Here is a 19,876-nt window from a genome sequence, read left to right as displayed (position 1 = left end):
TTAGTGGTATAAAGGGAGTTTAATAAAAACTTTAAAGCCTTCTTTTGGATTGGAGTCGAAAGTAACGCCTCCTTTTATAGTAGCAATTCTATTTTCTATATTTTGTAGTCCATTTTTAAAACCTATTTTTTTAAGATCAATACCCTGTCCATTATCAGCGTAATTAATAAGGATAACATCTGTTGTCTTTTTTATTGTAATCCCGATTAAGGTTGCTTTACTGTGTTTTTTCATGTTTACAAGCAATTCTTGCAGGATTCTGTAGATGTTTATTTTTTTTGTTTTTTCAATTTCATCCCACAATATGGTATCTAAACCACTTAGTACAATAGTGACATTTGAGGTGTTAAATCCGGAAATCATCTCCTTTAAAGAGATGATGTAATTGATATCTGTTATGATTGGGCAGTTTTCTTTTGAAATATCTGTTGTTCGGGAATAAATATCAGTAAGACTATTTATTAAATTGTTTTTGTTTTCGATTATTGAAAGATCTCTGTTTTCAGCAAAAGCCATAGCATGATAAACATCATTGGCAAGTTCGTCGTGTAGTTTTTTTGAAATGCGGGTTTCGCTGTGATAAGTCGCTTTTAGTTTTTCTCGATTGGCTCTTGAATTTAGATAAAAATATAGGATCAGAATCAGAACAAGAGTCAGTAAAATAATGATGTAAGAGATGTTATTTCTCGTTTCCTGTCCTTCTAGCTGTAGTTCATTTTTTATTTTTTGTGCTTTAAGTTTTAAGTTTTCGTCCTTTTCTTTTTTTGAATCGTATTTTATTCTAGCAAATAAATTTTTTGCTTTCTGTTTGACTTCAGAAATACTGTCTGTCAATTTTACATAGGTAATAGAATTTTTCTCTAATTCTTTACCGGAATCATTTTTTATAAGAAAAGCAAGAACTTTTAATGTCTGATCTATGCAATCTGAATTACGATGTTTTTCGTAGCTCAGTTTGGCGTATTTTATTGATAAAGGCAGATTGTTTTTTTGATAGTATTCGGCAAGATGGTAATAGGTTTTACCTAATTGATAAGCGTCTTTTAGCTCAGATTTAATTTCCAGACTTTTGGTATAGTACAAAAGAGCTTCTTTTTTTTCAAGTTTAAAATAGCAAAAACCGATATTGTCCAGTAATCTGGAGTATTGCTCACGACTTTCCTGCACACTTGTAGAACTGCTTAAAGGAAGTAAAAGTTGTAAGCAGGCATTGTATTTTTTTTGTTTTATAAAAACAGCTCCAATATTATTTTTTGTAGTTAACTTTTTAACGACGCCAGTGTTTAAATATAATGCTTTATAAAAGTAGGATAGTGCAGTGTCGTAATTGTAAATGTTACTATAGTTAGTGCCTAGAATAGTATATATTTTCCATAAAGAATCAGGGTTTTTCAGGCTGCTTAAAAGTGGTAGGGCTTTGACTAGGGTAGTTTCGCTGCCAAGGAAATCGTCCAAAGTTTGCTGTATGTCGGCCATATTCGTTACGCAATACGCATAATCACTAATGGGGTTAGTAGGAGTACAGTTAATTTTAGCTTTGTTATAATAATAGAAAGCACTGTCAAGTTGTTTGCTTGCTCTGAATTTATCAGCTGTCGCAATCAGCTGTCGAATTTCAGGATTAGGTTTCGTTTTTTGTGTGATAGCAACAGGCTTCTTTTGACAAGAAGAGAAAACAACGAGAGTAAGGAATATAGAGAGGTAAGTGTGTATTCTTTGTGGTATCATTGCGCCAAAAGTAGAAAAATCTGTCAAATGACAATACGTATAAATACGGTATTTTAGATTTTTTTTTTTAATGTATAATATCTATTTCTCATATACAGTTATATACAAACAAACCCTCACAGGTGAGGGTTCGCATTAGTATTTTTTTTGTAAAAATTATCTTTAAAATTATACGGCTCTTAAGCCTGTAGTAATTCCAATTCTATTCCAGGCATTGATGGTGATGATCATCATTATAATTTCGGCAAGGTATTTTTCGTCAAAAAAGCGAGCAGCATTTTGGTAAACTTCTTCAGAAACATGATTGCTTATCAAGGTGACTTCTTCTGTTAATGCTAAGATGGCTTGTTCTTCTTCGGTATAAACATCAGCCTCACGCCATGCGCTTAGTAAATAAATGCGCTGTTCGCTTAAACCCAATTTGCGGGCGTCTGCTGTATGCATATTGATGCAATACGCACAACCATTAACTTGGGAGGCTCTAATTTTGATTAATTCCTTATGAATAGGACTTAATGATGTTGAAGCGATGTATTTTTCTAAGCCTAACATTGCCTGGTATGCTTCCGGAGCTACTTTTGGAATAACTATTCTTGGTTTCATTGTACTTGTCTTTTAAAGTTTGATACAAAGTTCAACAAAATCAGCTTTAGAAAACTTGAAGTAGTTCAAGAAATGAAGATTAAATTTTACCGGATCTGATTTTACTCATAAATTCAGCTGAAAAATCTAAGTAGGAGGCAAGCATATACTGAGGGATACGTTGTACGAATTCCGGAAACTGATTGTTAAAATGATGATAGCGTTCTTCTGCCGACATCGTAAATAAAAATTTGATGCGCATTTGAGCTGCTCCAAAAGACTTCTGAGATACAATTCTAAAGTAACGTTCCAGTTTAGGAATCTGAAGTAATAGTGATTCAAGTACGGTTTTTTCAATAGCAATGACTTCACAATTCTCAACCGCCTGAATATAAAAATGCGAAGGAACATGATTGTGATAGCTTAAATAATCGGTAATCCACCAGTTTTCAATTCCAAATTGCAACGTTTGCTCAGTTCCTTTGGCGTTAATAATGTATTGTCTAATGCAGCCTTTTAGTATAAAGTACATTGTATTGCAAACTTGTCCTTCCTGTAATAGACACTCTTTCTTTTTTATTTTAGACAAACGTAAGCAAGACTCCAAAGTATTGATCTCAGAAGGTTCTAATGTGATATATTTTGCGATATGAGTAAGAAGAGGTTGATACATGCTGCGTTTTACTTTTGTGTAAATATACTTTTTAAATTTAGTTTGTAAAAAGAGATTTATTGAGGAAGGTATAAAAGCAAAAACCCAGTCAATTGACTGGGTTTTCTATGATAAGTAAGTAATCTTAAATTGAGTTTATAAAACGTTTATTTTACTTTATTAAGAATAGCTTTGAAAGCTTCAGGGTGGTTCATAGCTAAATCTGCAAGAACTTTACGGTTCAATTCGATTCCGTTAGCTTTAACTTTCCCCATGAATTGAGAATAAGAGATTCCTTCTAATCTAGCTCCAGCGTTAATACGTTGAATCCATAAAGCACGGAAATTTCTTTTGTTCTGTTTTCTGTCACGGTAAGCGTAGCACATTGCTTTCTCTACCGCATTCTTAGCAACTGTCCAAACGTTTTTACGTCTACCAAAGAAACCTTTGGCTTGCTTCATTATTTTTTTTCTTCTTGCTCTTTTAGCAACTGAATTTACCGATCTTGGCATAATTTTAATGTGTTTTTGTAGCAGGCGTCCTGAATTAAATCAAAGGAACTTAATGGCCATACTCCAAGGTTATATAAATAATTTTTAACCGAAAGAATTATTAGATAATTCTTAATTGTTGTTTAATGCTTTTCATATCTGTTGAGTGAACTAGCGCAGAGTGTGTCAAAGCTAATTTACGTTTTTTAGATTTTTTTGTCAAGATGTGACTTTTAAAAGCATGCTTTCTTTTAATCTTTCCAGAACCAGTAACTTTGAAACGTTTCTTGGCGCTAGATTTTGTTTTCATTTTAGGCATTTTTCCTAGTGTTTTAATTTATTCTTACTTACTTATATCTTTGTTTCATGTTTAAAGTTTCAGGTTGTAAAACTGAATACTGAAACTGTAAACTGAACACTATTTCTTTTTCTTCGGAGCAATGAACATAATCATTCTCTTTCCTTCTAACACAGGCATTGCTTCTACTTTACCGTGCTCTTCTAAATCGGTTGCCAAACGTAATAATAAAATCTGACCTTGATCTTTATAGATGATAGAACGACCTTTAAAGAAAACGAATGCTTTTAGTTTTGCTCCTTCTTTAAGGAATTTCTCAGCATTCTTTCTTTTAAATTCGTAATCATGCTCATCTGTCTGAGGACCAAATCTAATTTCTTTTACTACAACTTGCGTTGACTTAGCTTTTAAAACCTTGTCACGTTTCTTTTGTTCGTAAACAAATTTCTTGTAATCCATGATTTTACAAACCGGCGGCTCAGCGTTTGGTGAAATTTCAACCAAATCCAATTCGAATTGATCCGCTAAACGTAAAGCTTCAGCAAGCTTAAATACACCTGGTTCGATGTTCTCGCCTACTAGTCTTACTTCTTGTACACCACGAATATGATTATTTATTCTGTGTGCATCTTTTTTTTCTACTCGAGGTTGGTAACCTCTGTTGCTTCTTATTGCTATGACTTTATAATTTAAGTTAAACTGTAAAAACTTTTAATGTCTTTTTTATTTCTTCGTTTACAATAGCGACAAATTCATCAATTGTAACTGTAATATTCCCTTTTCCTTCTTGACCATGGCGACGAATAGAAATTGTTCCGTTTTTCTCCTCTTCCTCACCTACAATAAGCATAAACGGTATTTTCTGCATTTCGGCATCTCTAATTTTCTTACCAATAGTCTCACTTCGGTTGTCAATTAGGGCGCGAATTTCGTGATTTTCTAGCAAATCTAAAACTTTTTTAGCATATATTTCGTATTTCTCGCTCAAAGACAAGATAATAGCCTGCTCAGGCATTAACCATAGTGGGAAATTTCCTGCAGTGTGCTCTAGCAAAATAGCGATAAAACGTTCCATAGATCCAAAAGGAGCTCTGTGAATCATTACAGGTCTATGTAATTCGTTATCAGCGCCTTTGTAAGTCAATTCGAAACGCTCTGGTAGGTTATAATCAACCTGAATTGTTCCTAATTGCCATTGTCTGCCTAAAGCATCTTTTACCATAAAGTCAAGCTTCGGACCGTAAAAAGCAGCCTCACCATATTCTATTACAGTGTTTAGCCCTTTGTCAGCTGCAGCGTTGATAATGGCATTTTCAGCTTTCTCCCAGTTTTCATCAGAACCAATGTATTTCTCTCTGTTTTCCTGGTCTCTTAAAGAAATTTGAGCTGTAAAGTTTTCAAAGCCTAATGAACCAAATACATATAATACTAGGTCAATTACTTTTTTAAACTCTTCATCCAGTTGCTCTGGAGTACAGAAAATGTGTGCATCATCCTGAGTAAAACCTCTTACACGAGTCAATCCATGTAATTCACCGGATTGCTCATATCGGTATACAGTACCAAATTCTGCATAACGCTTCGGTAAATCTTTATATGACCAAGGTCTTACATTGTAAATTTCACAGTGATGAGGACAGTTCATTGGCTTCAATAAAAACTCTTCACCTTCGGCAGGAGTATTGATTGGCTGAAAACTATCTGCACCATATTTTGCGTAATGTCCAGAAGTAACATAAAGCTCTTTCTGTCCAATATGTGGAGTTACTACTTGTTCGTATCCGGCTTTCTTTTGAGCTTTCTTTAAAAATTGTTCTAAACGATCTCTAAGTGCCGCTCCTTTTGGTAACCATAAAGGTAAACCTTGTCCAACTTTCTGAGAGAAAGCAAACAATTCAAGTTCTTTACCAAGTTTACGGTGGTCACGACGTTTAGCCTCTTCAAGAAGTTCCAGATATTCAGTTAAATCTTTTTGTTTAGGGAAAGAAGTTCCGTAAACACGAGTCAGCTGTTTGTTTTTCTCGTCACCACGCCAGTAAGCACCTGCAACACTCATGATTTTCATGGCTTTGATGATACCGGTATTCGGTATATGTCCACCACGACATAAATCAGTAAAAGTGGAATGATCGCAAAATGTAATAGTTCCGTCTTCAAGGTTAGAAATCAATTCTGTCTTGTAAACGTTGTCTTTATACATTGCTAAAGCATCTGCTTTGCTAACCGGACGCATTTTGAATTCATGTTTCTCTCTTGAAATTTCAAGAACACGATCCTCAATCTTTTTGAAGTCAGCATCAGTTATCTTTTGATCTTCGAAATCTACATCATAATAGAACCCGTTTGAAATTGCTGGCCCAAGAGTCAGTTTAATTCCAGGATAAAGTTCCTCAAGAGCTTGCGCCATTACGTGAGAAGTCGAATGCCAGAAAGCTTTTTTTCCTTCCGCATCATTCCAGGTATATAAAATAAGACTACCGTCGGTCGTCAATGGAGTTTCGGTTTCTATTGTTGTACCATTAAAAGACGCAGAAATCACGTTTCTTGCAAATCCTTCACTAATGCTTTTAGCAACCTCCATCGGAGTTACGCCTGAGGCAAACTCTCTAATTGACCCGTCGGGTAAAGTAATCTTAATCATTGTTTATAATTTTGTGAATGCAAATATAGCGCATTACAAAAACACTTACAATATGTAAGTAGAAGTTTATATGCATATATAATTAGTAAGGCTTTTGTTGTTCTAATGTATTGCTGGATAATTTAAGTTTTGAATCTCTAGGCTTTTTAATAGCTGTAGGTTTTTTGTTTATGAATGGATCTGGTAGAGAAGGAGTGTTTGGTGGTAGGTTTGATTCTAATCTTTCTTTGCGTTTTTGATGTAGAATCAGATTGTTAGTAGATTTTCTTTCTGGTTATGTAGGTGGTAATGGTTTATATTCCCCAACCCGACAGGTTTTTAAAACCTGTCGGGTTTGTTGTTTAAAGATTCCAAATTAAAAGCACTCAGCGTACAAAAGAAGTTATAGATTCCTTAAATCAGATACTATAATATATAGGAGCAATCATATCCTTAATAATACGTCCTCAACCCGACAGGTTTTCAAAACCTGTCGGGTTTATTATTCTAAGTCCACAAGCCCCAACATCAAAAAAAGAAGAAACTTAGCGCTTTTGCGTCTTTGCGAGACTATCCAGAGTAAAGAGAGAGCCCGGGAAGCAAGAATAACTCCGAGGATCTAAACCCTCAAAAGAGTAAAACCCAGTAAAATCAGCCCTTCCAAAAGAGCAGCAACAAGATAATACCACAACATGAAAGAAAATTCCTAAAAACAACAAAAGGCTAAGTTTTGTAAAAACACCATTACCAGTGAGTTAAGAAAAAGATTGAAAAAAAGGCAAAAAAAGCAAAGTAAAAAGCTTGTAGAAACGAATAAAGGGACTACTTTTGCACCCGCAACGACGCAGACGTTCCCTGATAGACTGACAAGAAAAGAGGATTAATTTTTTAGAAAAGTTTGAGAAAACAAAATAAAAAAAAGATTCAAAAAAGCTTGTGAGATTTGAAAACGCTGCTTACCTTTGCACCCCGCAAAACACGCAAGTTCATTGAGAGATTGGTTAAGAAAAGAAGAAAATTGGAAACGAAAAGTTTCTAAAAAAAACTTCAAAAAAGTCTTGCCAGTTAAAAATAAAGATGTAGTTTTGCACCCGCTTTGCAACACAAGCGAAAATAAAAAGAAACACACGTTCGTAGACATATTGAATTGACAGCCGTTTTAACAGAGATGTTAAAACAAAAGAATAAGAGTAATAGAATCGAGAGATTCGAAAAGAACCGATAGAGAACGCATCGCAATATAATATAAAAAATATACGATGAAGAGTTTGATCCTGGCTCAGGATGAACGCTAGCGGCAGGCTTAACACATGCAAGTCGAGGGGTAGAGTTCTTCGGAGCTTGAGACCGGCGCACGGGTGCGTAACGCGTATGCAATCTACCTTTTACAGAGGGATAGCCCAGAGAAATTTGGATTAATACCTCATAGTATAATTGAATGGCATCATTTAATTATTAAAGTCACAACGGTAAAAGATGAGCATGCGTCCCATTAGCTAGTTGGTAAGGTAACGGCTTACCAAGGCTACGATGGGTAGGGGTCCTGAGAGGGAGATCCCCCACACTGGTACTGAGACACGGACCAGACTCCTACGGGAGGCAGCAGTGAGGAATATTGGACAATGGGCGCAAGCCTGATCCAGCCATGCCGCGTGCAGGATGACGGTCCTATGGATTGTAAACTGCTTTTGTACAGGAAGAAACACTGGTTCGTGAACCAGCTTGACGGTACTGTAAGAATAAGGATCGGCTAACTCCGTGCCAGCAGCCGCGGTAATACGGAGGATCCAAGCGTTATCCGGAATCATTGGGTTTAAAGGGTCCGTAGGCGGTTTGGTAAGTCAGTGGTGAAAGCCCATCGCTCAACGGTGGAACGGCCATTGATACTGCTAGACTTGAATTATTAGGAAGTAACTAGAATATGTAGTGTAGCGGTGAAATGCTTAGAGATTACATGGAATACCAATTGCGAAGGCAGGTTACTACTAATATATTGACGCTGATGGACGAAAGCGTGGGTAGCGAACAGGATTAGATACCCTGGTAGTCCACGCCGTAAACGATGGATACTAGCTGTTGGGCGCAAGTTCAGTGGCTAAGCGAAAGTGATAAGTATCCCACCTGGGGAGTACGTTCGCAAGAATGAAACTCAAAGGAATTGACGGGGGCCCGCACAAGCGGTGGAGCATGTGGTTTAATTCGATGATACGCGAGGAACCTTACCAAGGCTTAAATGTAGATTGACCGGTTTGGAAACAGACTTTTCGCAAGACAATTTACAAGGTGCTGCATGGTTGTCGTCAGCTCGTGCCGTGAGGTGTCAGGTTAAGTCCTATAACGAGCGCAACCCCTGTTGTTAGTTGCCAGCGAGTCATGTCGGGAACTCTAACAAGACTGCCAGTGCAAACTGTGAGGAAGGTGGGGATGACGTCAAATCATCACGGCCCTTACGCCTTGGGCTACACACGTGCTACAATGGCCGGTACAGAGAGCAGCCACTGGGCGACCAGGAGCGAATCTACAAAACCGGTCACAGTTCGGATCGGAGTCTGCAACTCGACTCCGTGAAGCTGGAATCGCTAGTAATCGGATATCAGCCATGATCCGGTGAATACGTTCCCGGGCCTTGTACACACCGCCCGTCAAGCCATGGAAGCTGGGGGTGCCTGAAGTCGGTGACCGCAAGGAGCTGCCTAGGGTAAAACTGGTAACTAGGGCTAAGTCGTAACAAGGTAGCCGTACCGGAAGGTGCGGCTGGAACACCTCCTTTCTAGAGCCTAAGTGTTAGCAAGCAATTGCACGGTTAGGAAAAAAGATGCAGATCTAAATGTTTCTGAATCATGAAATTTTATTACTCTTGCTGTTAGTTCAAATAATAAATTTAAGTAAAACAGAGTCTCGTAGCTCAGCTGGTTAGAGTACTACACTGATAATGTAGGGGTCGGCAGTTCGAGTCTGCCCGGGACTACTTTTTAAAGAGAATTAATTAAAAATCAAAAATTTATAATTAAAAGTAACTTAAAAAGACTGAAAAGCTTAAAAAAAGGAAATTCTAGAAGTTGGAATTCACCAAAGAAATTAGAGAAGAATTAAGAAATCTAAAATCTGAATTCTACAATCTAAGATTGCAAAATGGGGGATTAGCTCAGCTGGCTAGAGCGCCTGCCTTGCACGCAGGAGGTCAACGGTTCGACTCCGTTATTCTCCACTGATTTACTATAAAAGTAGTAAATAAAAGTTCATTGACATATTGAGATAAGAAATAATAAAAAGTAGAAAGCGTTTTTTGTTATTGGTAGTAATACGGATAATAAAAGACAAAAAAAAACGGTCATAATTGATTTTATGATTGGTACAATAAGCAAAATAAGGGCGTATGGGGGATGCCTTGGCTCTCAGAGGCGATGAAAGGCGTGATAAGCTGCGAAAAGCTACGGGGACGGGCACACACCGATTGATCCGTAGATACCTGAATGGGGCAACCCACTATGTTGAAGACATAGTACACCGATAGGTGGGCAAACCCGCTGAACTGAAACATCTAAGTAGGCGGAGGAGAAGAAAACAAAAGTGATTCCGTAAGTAGTGGCGAGCGAACGCGGATTAGCCCAAACCAATGTTGTTACGGCAAGATTGGGGTTGTAGGACCACGACATTTTATGCACAAGGAACTAGAAGTGACTGGAAAGTTATGCCATAGAGAGTGATAGCCTCGTATAGGTAACAAGTGTAATAGATAGTGGTATCCTGAGTAGGGCGGGGCACGTGAAACCCTGTCTGAATTTGGCGGGACCATCCGCTAAGGCTAAATACTCCTGAGAGACCGATAGTGAACCAGTACCGTGAGGGAAAGGTGAAAAGAACCGTGAATAACGGAGTGAAATAGATCCTGAAACCATACGCTTACAAGCGGTCGGAGCCCTTTCGTGGGGTGACGGCGTGCCTTTTGCATAATGAGCCTACGAGTTAACGTTGCTGGCAAGGATAAGTGGTTAAGCCACGGATCCGTAGCGAAAGCGAGTCTGAATAGGGCGCTTTAGTCAGTAGTGTTAGACGCGAAACCGTGTGATCTACCCATGGGCAGGATGAAGCGCTGGTAACACAGTGTGGAGGTCCGAACCGGTTGACGTTGAAAAGTCTTCGGATGACCTGTGGGTAGGGGTGAAAGGCCAATCAAACTCGGAAATAGCTCGTACTCCCCGAAATGCATTTAGGTGCAGCGTTATTTTAGTTATATAGAGGTAGAGCTACTGATTGGATGCGGGGGCTTCACCGCCTACCAATTCCTGACAAACTCCGAATGCTATATAATGATTGATAACAGTGAGGGCTTGGGTGCTAAGGTCCAAGTCCGAGAGGGAAAGAACCCAGACCATCAGCTAAGGTCCCCAAATATATGCTAAGTTGAAAGAACGAGGTTTGTCTGCCCAGACAGCTAGGATGTTGGCTTGGAAGCAGCCATTCATTTAAAGAGTGCGTAACAGCTCACTAGTCGAGCGGACGAGCATGGATAATAATCGGGCATAAGCATATTACCGAAGCTATGGATTTACAGTTTACTGTAAGTGGTAGGGGAGCATTCTAACAGGGTTGAAGGTGTATCGTAAGGTATGCTGGACTGGTTAGAAAAGAAAATGTAGGCATAAGTAACGATAATGCGGGCGAGAAACCCGCACACCGAAAAACTAAGGTTTCCACAGCTATGCTAATCAGCTGTGGGTTAGTCTGGTCCTAAGGCGAACCCGAAAGGGACAGTCGATGGCTAACGGGTTAATATTCCCGTACTACTAATTACTGTGATGGGGTGACGGAGTGATGAAAGCGCCGCGAACTGACGGAATAGTTCGTTGAAGTACCTACCTATAAGCTGCGCAGGCAAATCCACGCGGCTTGGGGAAATACGATAGTACTCGGAGTCTTCGGACAAAGAGATAGTGCGCCTAAGGGCTTCCAAGAAAAACCTCTAAACTTCAGGTAATTAGTACCAGTACCGTAAACCGACACAGGTAGTTGAGGAGAGAATCCTAAGGTGCTCGAGAGATTCATGGCTAAGGAATTAGGCAAAATAGACCTGTAACTTCGGGAGAAAGGTCGCCAGCGCAAGCTGGCCGCAGTGAAGAGGTCCAGGCGACTGTTTATCAAAAACACAGGGCTCTGCAAAATCGTAAGATGAAGTATAGGGCCTGACACCTGCCCGGTGCTGGAAGGTTAAGAGGAGATGTTATCTTCGGAGAAGCATTGAATTGAAGCCCCAGTAAACGGCGGCCGTAACTATAACGGTCCTAAGGTAGCGAAATTCCTTGTCGGGTAAGTTCCGACCTGCACGAATGGTGTAACGATCTGGACACTGTCTCAGCCATGAGCTCGGTGAAATTGTAGTAACGGTGAAGATGCCGTTTACCCGCAGTGGGACGAAAAGACCCTGTGCACCTTTACTATAGCTTAGTATTGACCTTGGATAAATGATGTGTAGGATAGGTTGGAGACTGTGAAGTGGCGTCGCTAGGCGTTGTGGAGTCATTGTTGAAATACAACCCTTTGTTTATCTGAGGCCTAACCCCGCGTTGTGGGGGACATTGCTTGGTGGGTAGTTTGACTGGGGTGGTCGCCTCCAAAAGAGTAACGGAGGCTTCTAAAGGTTCCCTCAGTACGCTTGGTAACCGTGCGTAGAGTGCAATGGCATAAGGGAGCTTGACTGAGAGACATACAGGTCGATCAGGTACGAAAGTAGAGCATAGTGATCCGGTGGTTCCGCATGGAAGGGCCATCGCTCAAAGGATAAAAGGTACGCCGGGGATAACAGGCTGATCTCCCCCAAGAGCTCATATCGACGGGGGGGTTTGGCACCTCGATGTCGGCTCGTCACATCCTGGGGCTGGAGAAGGTCCCAAGGGTTGGGCTGTTCGCCCATTAAAGTGGCACGCGAGCTGGGTTCAGAACGTCGTGAGACAGTTCGGTCTCTATCTACTGTGGGCGTTAGAAATTTGAGTGGATCTGATTCTAGTACGAGAGGACCGAATTGGACAAACCTCTAGTGTATCTGTTGTCCCGCCAGGGGCACCGCAGAGTAGCTACGTTTGGAAGGGATAAGCGCTGAAAGCATATAAGCGCGAAACCCACCACAAGATGAGATTTCTTTTAAGGATCGTGGAAGATGACCACGTTGATAGGCTATAGATGTAAAGGCAGTAATGTCATAGTCGAGTAGTACTAATAATCCGTAAGCTTATGTACACCCTTTTCCCCACACTTTGGTGTGGGGAAGAAACTTTCTCCCTTCGACTCATGTCAAGGACTTTTTTATATTCTTTATCTCAGTATGTTAAGATATTGTTGCAATTATTTAATTATTAATTATAAATTTTTAATTAATTGTACGTTACCTCAAGTAACAACGACCTTAAGGTGGTTATTGCGGCGGGGCTCACCTCTTCCCATCCCGAACAGAGTAGTTAAGCCCGCCTGCGCAGATGGTACTGCAGTTATGTGGGAGAGTATGTCGTCGCCTTTCTTTTAAGAACCCTATCCAAATCGGATAGGGTTTTTTGTTTTATATAACTTTTTGGTTGTTGTTTTTTTTAAACCATATAAGTGATGTAAGTTCAGTTAAGTTTTATCTTTGCGTCCTTTACGTAAACCCCTAACGAACTTTGCGGTTAAAAAAAAACAGTACAGATGAGAATTTTACAACTTTTGAATTTGATTTATTGTAAAATCCCTGGTTTTATTCTTATTTCTTTTACTTTACATTCTTTTACCATGTGTCATCCTGAGCGAAGTCGAAGGAAACTTGACAAGCTTAAACTTTGAGCCGAGTAAAAATCTAATTTCAATCTTTGAAAGAACCCCGGGGTCAAGTTCAAAACGAATGAAGTGTTAAAGAACGGGATGCGAAAATCTAGTTTATTTGCAAAATATGCATCACGTTTGTCCTTTCGGCCTAGGAAATCCGAGCGAAAGCGAATAGGCGAAGTAAATCTCAGCAAGAAACTCCATAAAACAAGATAAGAAAATGAAGATTTATCTTTTGTTGAAAAAAAAACAGAATTACAAGAAATAGACTTGATAAATTGATGTTGTGAAAAGGGAAGCTGCAAAGAGGTGTTAAACTATATATTGAGAAATAGTATTATTTAAAATAAGAACTATGTCAGTTTGAAAGAAAGAAATTAGAGTGCTAATTAGAGCAGTTTGAGTAAATTTTCGCAAGACCCCACTTCTTTTAGATTTGATCTAAAATCTTAATTTTTTAAATACAATATTTTTGTAAGAAAAACAAGCTTTAATTGGGTTTGATGACTTATTGTCTTTAATTGTGTCTTTTTATAAGATGTTGTCTAGATTGAAGACTAGGTAAGGGTGGGTAATTTTACAAATTTAAAGTTATAGGTAAAAAAAGCTGATTTGTATGAGCTTTTGCTTGAGTTTTGTAAAAAGAAGTTGGTTGTAGAAAAAAGAAATATTGAAAGGATAAAATTGCGAGGATGAAAATAGAATTCAGTGCTAAAAAAACTCTGTTTTAAATTAAGCTCTTAATTTTTGAAAATACCTTACTCATTTATTGAAGCTGTAGTATTGGAAAAAAGACGCAATAACTTAATTTTTTGTTTGGTCTTTGTTTTTATTTTTGCTTATTAAAGCCAAAACAGTTTGTGAAGGGATAGGATTGGAAGTTTTTTTTGAATGCTAAAATTCTATAGGAACTGAAAAAAAATCAAAAGACGGCAAAAATTAAGAAATACACCTGGTGAAGGAATCTTAAAAAAGCAGTAGAGAAGTAGAAAACTCTTTGAAAAAGATATATGATTAAGTTGTTGCAATATAAAAAATACAGCAAAAGAAGGTAATTTCCTAAAAACAACAAAAAAAGAAGTTTTGTAAAAACACCATTACCAGTAAGTTAAGAAAAAGATTCAAAAAAAGGCAAAAAAAGCAAAGTAAAAAGCTTGTAAAAGCGAATAAAGGGACTACTTTTGCACCCGCAACGACGCAGACGTTCCCTGATAGACTGACAAGAAAAGAGGATTAATTTTTTAGAAAAGTTTGAGAAAACAAAATAAAAAAAAGATTCAAAAAAGCTTGTGAGATTTGAAAACGCTGCTTACCTTTGCACCCCGCAAAACACGCAAGTTCATTGAGAGATTGGTTAAGAAAAGAAGAAAATTAGAAACGAAAAGTTTCTAAAAAAAACTTCAAAAAAGTCTTGCCAGTTAAAAATAAAGATGTAGTTTTGCACCCGCTTTGAGAAACAAGCGAAACACAGAAACATACGTTCGTAGACATATTGAATTGACAGCCGTTTTAACAGAGATGTTAAAACAAAAGAATAAGAGTAATGGAATCGAGAGATTCGAAAAGAACCGATAGAGAACGCATCGCAATATAATATAAAAAATATACGATGAAGAGTTTGATCCTGGCTCAGGATGAACGCTAGCGGCAGGCTTAACACATGCAAGTCGAGGGGTAGAGTTCTTCGGAGCTTGAGACCGGCGCACGGGTGCGTAACGCGTATGCAATCTACCTTTTACAGAGGGATAGCCCAGAGAAATTTGGATTAATACCTCATAGTATAATTGAATGGCATCATTTAATTATTAAAGTCACAACGGTAAAAGATGAGCATGCGTCCCATTAGCTAGTTGGTAAGGTAACGGCTTACCAAGGCTACGATGGGTAGGGGTCCTGAGAGGGAGATCCCCCACACTGGTACTGAGACACGGACCAGACTCCTACGGGAGGCAGCAGTGAGGAATATTGGACAATGGGCGCAAGCCTGATCCAGCCATGCCGCGTGCAGGATGACGGTCCTATGGATTGTAAACTGCTTTTGTACAGGAAGAAACACTGGTTCGTGAACCAGCTTGACGGTACTGTAAGAATAAGGATCGGCTAACTCCGTGCCAGCAGCCGCGGTAATACGGAGGATCCAAGCGTTATCCGGAATCATTGGGTTTAAAGGGTCCGTAGGCGGTTTGGTAAGTCAGTGGTGAAAGCCCATCGCTCAACGGTGGAACGGCCATTGATACTGCTAGACTTGAATTATTAGGAAGTAACTAGAATATGTAGTGTAGCGGTGAAATGCTTAGAGATTACATGGAATACCAATTGCGAAGGCAGGTTACTACTAATATATTGACGCTGATGGACGAAAGCGTGGGTAGCGAACAGGATTAGATACCCTGGTAGTCCACGCCGTAAACGATGGATACTAGCTGTTGGGCGCAAGTTCAGTGGCTAAGCGAAAGTGATAAGTATCCCACCTGGGGAGTACGTTCGCAAGAATGAAACTCAAAGGAATTGACGGGGGCCCGCACAAGCGGTGGAGCATGTGGTTTAATTCGATGATACGCGAGGAACCTTACCAAGGCTTAAATGTAGATTGACCGGTTTGGAAACAGACTTTTCGCAAGACAATTTACAAGGTGCTGCATGGTTGTCGTCAGCTCGTGCCGTGAGGTGTCAGGTTAAGTCCTATAACGAGCGCAACCCCTGTTGTTAGTTGCCAGCGAGTCATGTCGGGAACTCTAACAAGACTGCCAGTGCAAACTGTGAGGAAGGTGGGGATGACGTCAAATCATCACGGCCCTTACGCCTTGGGCTACACACGTGCTACAATGGCCGGTACAGAGAGCAGCCACTGGGCGACCAGGAGCGAATCTACAAAACCGGTCACAGTTCGGATCGGAGTCTGCAACTCGACTCCGTGAAGCTGGAATCGCTAGTAATCGGATATCAGCCATGATCCGGTGAATACGTTCCCGGGCCTTGTACACACCGCCCGTCAAGCCATGGAAGCTGGGGGTGCCTGAAGTCGGTGACCGCAAGGAGCTGCCTAGGGTAAAACTGGTAACTAGGGCTAAGTCGTAACAAGGTAGCCGTACCGGAAGGTGCGGCTGGAACACCTCCTTTCTAGAGCCTAAGTGTTAGCAAGCAATTGCACGGTTAGGAAAAAAGATGCAGATCTAAATGTTTCTGAATCATGAAATTTTATTACTCTTGCTGTTAGTTCAAATAATAAATTTAAGTAAAACAGAGTCTCGTAGCTCAGCTGGTTAGAGTACTACACTGATAATGTAGGGGTCGGCAGTTCGAGTCTGCCCGGGACTACTTTTTAAAGAGAATTAATTAAAAATCAAAAATTTATAATTAAAAGTAACTTAAAAAGACTGAAAAGCTTAAAAAAAGGAAATTCTAGAAGTTGGAATTCACCAAAGAAATTAGAGAAGAATTAAGAAATCTAAAATCTGAATTCTACAATCTAAGATTGCAAAATGGGGGATTAGCTCAGCTGGCTAGAGCGCCTGCCTTGCACGCAGGAGGTCAACGGTTCGACTCCGTTATTCTCCACTGATTTACTATAAAAGTAGTAAATAAAAGTTCATTGACATATTGAGATAAGAAATAATAAAAAGTAGAAAGCGTTTTTTGTTATTGGTAGTAATACGGATAATAAAAGACAAAAAAAAACGGTCATAATTGATTTTATGATTGGTACAATAAGCAAAATAAGGGCGTATGGGGGATGCCTTGGCTCTCAGAGGCGATGAAAGGCGTGATAAGCTGCGAAAAGCTACGGGGACGGGCACACACCGATTGATCCGTAGATACCTGAATGGGGCAACCCACTATGTTGAAGACATAGTACACCGATAGGTGGGCAAACCCGCTGAACTGAAACATCTAAGTAGGCGGAGGAGAAGAAAACAAAAGTGATTCCGTAAGTAGTGGCGAGCGAACGCGGATTAGCCCAAACCAATGTTGTTACGGCAAGATTGGGGTTGTAGGACCACGACATTTTATGCACAAGGAACTAGAAGTGACTGGAAAGTTATGCCATAGAGAGTGATAGCCTCGTATAGGTAACAAGTGTAATAGATAGTGGTATCCTGAGTAGGGCGGGGCACGTGAAACCCTGTCTGAATTTGGCGGGACCATCCGCTAAGGCTAAATACTCCTGAGAGACCGATAGTGAACCAGTACCGTGAGGGAAAGGTGAAAAGAACCGTGAATAACGGAGTGAAATAGATCCTGAAACCATACGCTTACAAGCGGTCGGAGCCCTTTCGTGGGGTGACGGCGTGCCTTTTGCATAATGAGCCTACGAGTTAACGTTGCTGGCAAGGATAAGTGGTTAAGCCACGGATCCGTAGCGAAAGCGAGTCTGAATAGGGCGCTTTAGTCAGTAGTGTTAGACGCGAAACCGTGTGATCTACCCATGGGCAGGATGAAGCGCTGGTAACACAGTGTGGAGGTCCGAACCGGTTGACGTTGAAAAGTCTTCGGATGACCTGTGGGTAGGGGTGAAAGGCCAATCAAACTCGGAAATAGCTCGTACTCCCCGAAATGCATTTAGGTGCAGCGTTATTTTAGTTATATAGAGGTAGAGCTACTGATTGGATGCGGGGGCTTCACCGCCTACCAATTCCTGACAAACTCCGAATGCTATATAATGATTGATAACAGTGAGGGCTTGGGTGCTAAGGTCCAAGTCCGAGAGGGAAAGAACCCAGACCATCAGCTAAGGTCCCCAAATATATGCTAAGTTGAAAGAACGAGGTTTGTCTGCCCAGACAGCTAGGATGTTGGCTTGGAAGCAGCCATTCATTTAAAGAGTGCGTAACAGCTCACTAGTCGAGCGGACGAGCATGGATAATAATCGGGCATAAGCATATTACCGAAGCTATGGATTTACAGTTTACTGTAAGTGGTAGGGGAGCATTCTAACAGGGTTGAAGGTGTATCGTAAGGTATGCTGGACTGGTTAGAAAAGAAAATGTAGGCATAAGTAACGATAATGCGGGCGAGAAACCCGCACACCGAAAAACTAAGGTTTCCACAGCTATGCTAATCAGCTGTGGGTTAGTCTGGTCCTAAGGCGAACCCGAAAGGGACAGTCGATGGCTAACGGGTTAATATTCCCGTACTACTAATTACTGTGATGGGGTGACGGAGTGATGAAAGCGCCGCGAACTGACGGAATAGTTCGTTGAAGTACCTACCTATAAGCTGCGCAGGCAAATCCACGCGGCTTGGGGAAATACGATAGTACTCGGAGTCTTCGGACAAAGAGATAGTGCGCCTAAGGGCTTCCAAGAAAAACCTCTAAACTTCAGGTAATTAGTACCAGTACCGTAAACCGACACAGGTAGTTGAGGAGAGAATCCTAAGGTGCTCGAGAGATTCATGGCTAAGGAATTAGGCAAAATAGACCTGTAACTTCGGGAGAAAGGTCGCCAGCGCAAGCTGGCCGCAGTGAAGAGGTCCAGGCGACTGTTTATCAAAAACACAGGGCTCTGCAAAATCGTAAGATGAAGTATAGGGCCTGACACCTGCCCGGTGCTGGAAGGTTAAGAGGAGATGTTATCTTCGGAGAAGCATTGAATTGAAGCCCCAGTAAACGGCGGCCGTAACTATAACGGTCCTAAGGTAGCGAAATTCCTTGTCGGGTAAGTTCCGACCTGCACGAATGGTGTAACGATCTGGACACTGTCTCAGCCATGAGCTCGGTGAAATTGTAGTAACGGTGAAGATGCCGTTTACCCGCAGTGGGACGAAAAGACCCTGTGCACCTTTACTATAGCTTAGTATTGACCTTGGATAAATGATGTGTAGGATAGGTTGGAGACTGTGAAGTGGCGTCGCTAGGCGTTGTGGAGTCATTGTTGAAATACAACCCTTTGTTTATCTGAGGCCTAACCCCGCGTTGTGGGGGACATTGCTTGGTGGGTAGTTTGACTGGGGTGGTCGCCTCCAAAAGAGTAACGGAGGCTTCTAAAGGTTCCCTCAGTACGCTTGGTAACCGTGCGTAGAGTGCAATGGCATAAGGGAGCTTGACTGAGAGACATACAGGTCGATCAGGTACGAAAGTAGAGCATAGTGATCCGGTGGTTCCGCATGGAAGGGCCATCGCTCAAAGGATAAAAGGTACGCCGGGGATAACAGGCTGATCTCCCCCAAGAGCTCATATCGACGGGGGGGTTTGGCACCTCGATGTCGGCTCGTCACATCCTGGGGCTGGAGAAGGTCCCAAGGGTTGGGCTGTTCGCCCATTAAAGTGGCACGCGAGCTGGGTTCAGAACGTCGTGAGACAGTTCGGTCTCTATCTACTGTGGGCGTTAGAAATTTGAGTGGATCTGATTCTAGTACGAGAGGACCGAATTGGACAAACCTCTAGTGTATCTGTTGTCCCGCCAGGGGCACCGCAGAGTAGCTACGTTTGGAAGGGATAAGCGCTGAAAGCATATAAGCGCGAAACCCACCACAAGATGAGATTTCTTTTAAGGATCGTGGAAGATGACCACGTTGATAGGCTATAGATGTAAAGGCAGTAATGTCATAGTCGAGTAGTACTAATAATCCGTAAGCTTATGTACACCCTTTTCCCCACACTTTGGTGTGGGGAAGAAACTTTCTCCCTTCGACTCATGTCAAGGACTTTTTTATATTCTTTATCTCAGTATGTTAAGATATTGTTGCAATTATTTAATTATTAATTATAAATT

General features: G+C 40.6%; 7 protein-coding genes, 4 tRNA genes and 5 rRNA genes. 9 read left to right on the top strand and 7 right to left on the bottom strand.

Annotation, left to right across the window (positions count from 1 at the left end; all coding sequences use genetic code 11):
- From LNP23_RS00190 to thrS, 7 genes are all read right to left on the bottom strand, one after another.
- Nucleotides 1-1,728 carry a tetratricopeptide repeat-containing sensor histidine kinase gene (locus LNP23_RS00190; RefSeq protein ID WP_230003017.1) on the bottom strand — a complete coding sequence of 576 codons (1,728 nt, stop codon included), beginning with the start codon at nucleotides 1,726-1,728 and terminating at the stop codon, nucleotides 1-3.
- A 168-nt stretch (nucleotides 1,729-1,896) separates the two neighbouring features.
- Nucleotides 1,897-2,331, bottom strand: a complete 435-nt coding sequence (locus LNP23_RS00185) for a carboxymuconolactone decarboxylase family protein (RefSeq protein WP_230003016.1) — start codon at nucleotides 2,329-2,331, stop codon at nucleotides 1,897-1,899.
- Nucleotides 2,332-2,410: 79 nt separating this feature from the next.
- Complete coding sequence (locus LNP23_RS00180; RefSeq protein WP_230003015.1) at nucleotides 2,411-2,983, bottom strand: Crp/Fnr family transcriptional regulator; 573 nt, start codon at nucleotides 2,981-2,983, stop codon at nucleotides 2,411-2,413.
- 146 nt (nucleotides 2,984-3,129) lie between these two features.
- On the bottom strand, nucleotides 3,130-3,474 hold the full coding sequence (gene rplT, locus LNP23_RS00175; RefSeq protein ID WP_047773802.1) for a 50S ribosomal protein L20: 345 nt from the start codon (nucleotides 3,472-3,474) through the stop codon (nucleotides 3,130-3,132).
- A gap of 100 nt (nucleotides 3,475-3,574) precedes the next feature.
- Nucleotides 3,575-3,772 (bottom strand): 50S ribosomal protein L35, encoded by a 198-nt coding sequence (rpmI, locus tag LNP23_RS00170; RefSeq protein WP_007810722.1) that lies wholly within the window; start codon nucleotides 3,770-3,772, stop codon nucleotides 3,575-3,577.
- Nucleotides 3,773-3,871: 99 nt separating this feature from the next.
- Nucleotides 3,872-4,423: a translation initiation factor IF-3 gene (infC, locus tag LNP23_RS00165; protein WP_082210583.1), complete on the bottom strand. Its 552-nt coding sequence runs from the start codon at nucleotides 4,421-4,423 to the stop codon at nucleotides 3,872-3,874.
- 22 nt (nucleotides 4,424-4,445) lie between these two features.
- Complete coding sequence (thrS, locus tag LNP23_RS00160; protein WP_047773799.1) at nucleotides 4,446-6,392, bottom strand: threonine--tRNA ligase; 1,947 nt, start codon at nucleotides 6,390-6,392, stop codon at nucleotides 4,446-4,448.
- A gap of 1,235 nt (nucleotides 6,393-7,627) precedes the next feature.
- Between thrS and LNP23_RS00155 the strand changes: the two genes are divergently transcribed.
- The 9 genes from LNP23_RS00155 to LNP23_RS00115 all read left to right on the top strand — a co-directional run bounded on the left by LNP23_RS00155 (nucleotide 7,628) and on the right by LNP23_RS00115 (nucleotide 19,747).
- Nucleotides 7,628-9,141 (top strand): 16S ribosomal RNA (locus LNP23_RS00155).
- Between the two features lie 124 nt (nucleotides 9,142-9,265).
- A tRNA-Ile gene (locus LNP23_RS00150) sits at nucleotides 9,266-9,339 on the top strand.
- 166 nt (nucleotides 9,340-9,505) lie between these two features.
- Nucleotides 9,506-9,579, top strand: a tRNA-Ala gene (locus LNP23_RS00145).
- Between the two features lie 147 nt (nucleotides 9,580-9,726).
- Nucleotides 9,727-12,605 (top strand): 23S ribosomal RNA (locus tag LNP23_RS00140).
- 167 nt (nucleotides 12,606-12,772) lie between these two features.
- A 5S ribosomal RNA gene (rrf, locus tag LNP23_RS00135) occupies nucleotides 12,773-12,882 on the top strand.
- A gap of 1,887 nt (nucleotides 12,883-14,769) precedes the next feature.
- Nucleotides 14,770-16,283 (top strand): 16S ribosomal RNA (locus LNP23_RS00130).
- A gap of 124 nt (nucleotides 16,284-16,407) precedes the next feature.
- Nucleotides 16,408-16,481, top strand: a tRNA-Ile gene (locus tag LNP23_RS00125).
- Nucleotides 16,482-16,647: 166 nt separating this feature from the next.
- A tRNA-Ala gene (locus LNP23_RS00120) sits at nucleotides 16,648-16,721 on the top strand.
- Between the two features lie 147 nt (nucleotides 16,722-16,868).
- A 23S ribosomal RNA gene (locus LNP23_RS00115) occupies nucleotides 16,869-19,747 on the top strand.
- The 16S, 23S and 5S rRNA genes sit together here with 4 tRNA genes alongside, the layout of an rRNA operon.
- The last annotated feature ends 129 nt before the right edge of the window (nucleotides 19,748-19,876 follow it).

It is taken from the genome of Flavobacterium cupriresistens, assembly GCF_020911925.1.
Lineage (GTDB): Bacteria > Bacteroidota > Bacteroidia > Flavobacteriales > Flavobacteriaceae > Flavobacterium > Flavobacterium cupriresistens.
This window is presented reverse-complemented; position numbering and strand designations above follow the sequence as displayed.

Coding starts and splice junctions, on each gene's coding strand:
- LNP23_RS00190 (WP_230003017.1), bottom strand. CDS start 1,728: ATGATACCACAAAGAATACACACTTACCTCTCTATATTCCTTACTCTC.
- rplT (WP_047773802.1), bottom strand. CDS start 3,474: ATGCCAAGATCGGTAAATTCAGTTGCTAAAAGAGCAAGAAGAAAAAAA.
- thrS (WP_047773799.1), bottom strand. CDS start 6,392: ATGATTAAGATTACTTTACCCGACGGGTCAATTAGAGAGTTTGCCTCA.
- LNP23_RS00180 (WP_230003015.1), bottom strand. CDS start 2,983: ATGTATCAACCTCTTCTTACTCATATCGCAAAATATATCACATTAGAA.
- rpmI (WP_007810722.1), bottom strand. CDS start 3,772: ATGCCTAAAATGAAAACAAAATCTAGCGCCAAGAAACGTTTCAAAGTT.
- LNP23_RS00185 (WP_230003016.1), bottom strand. CDS start 2,331: ATGAAACCAAGAATAGTTATTCCAAAAGTAGCTCCGGAAGCATACCAG.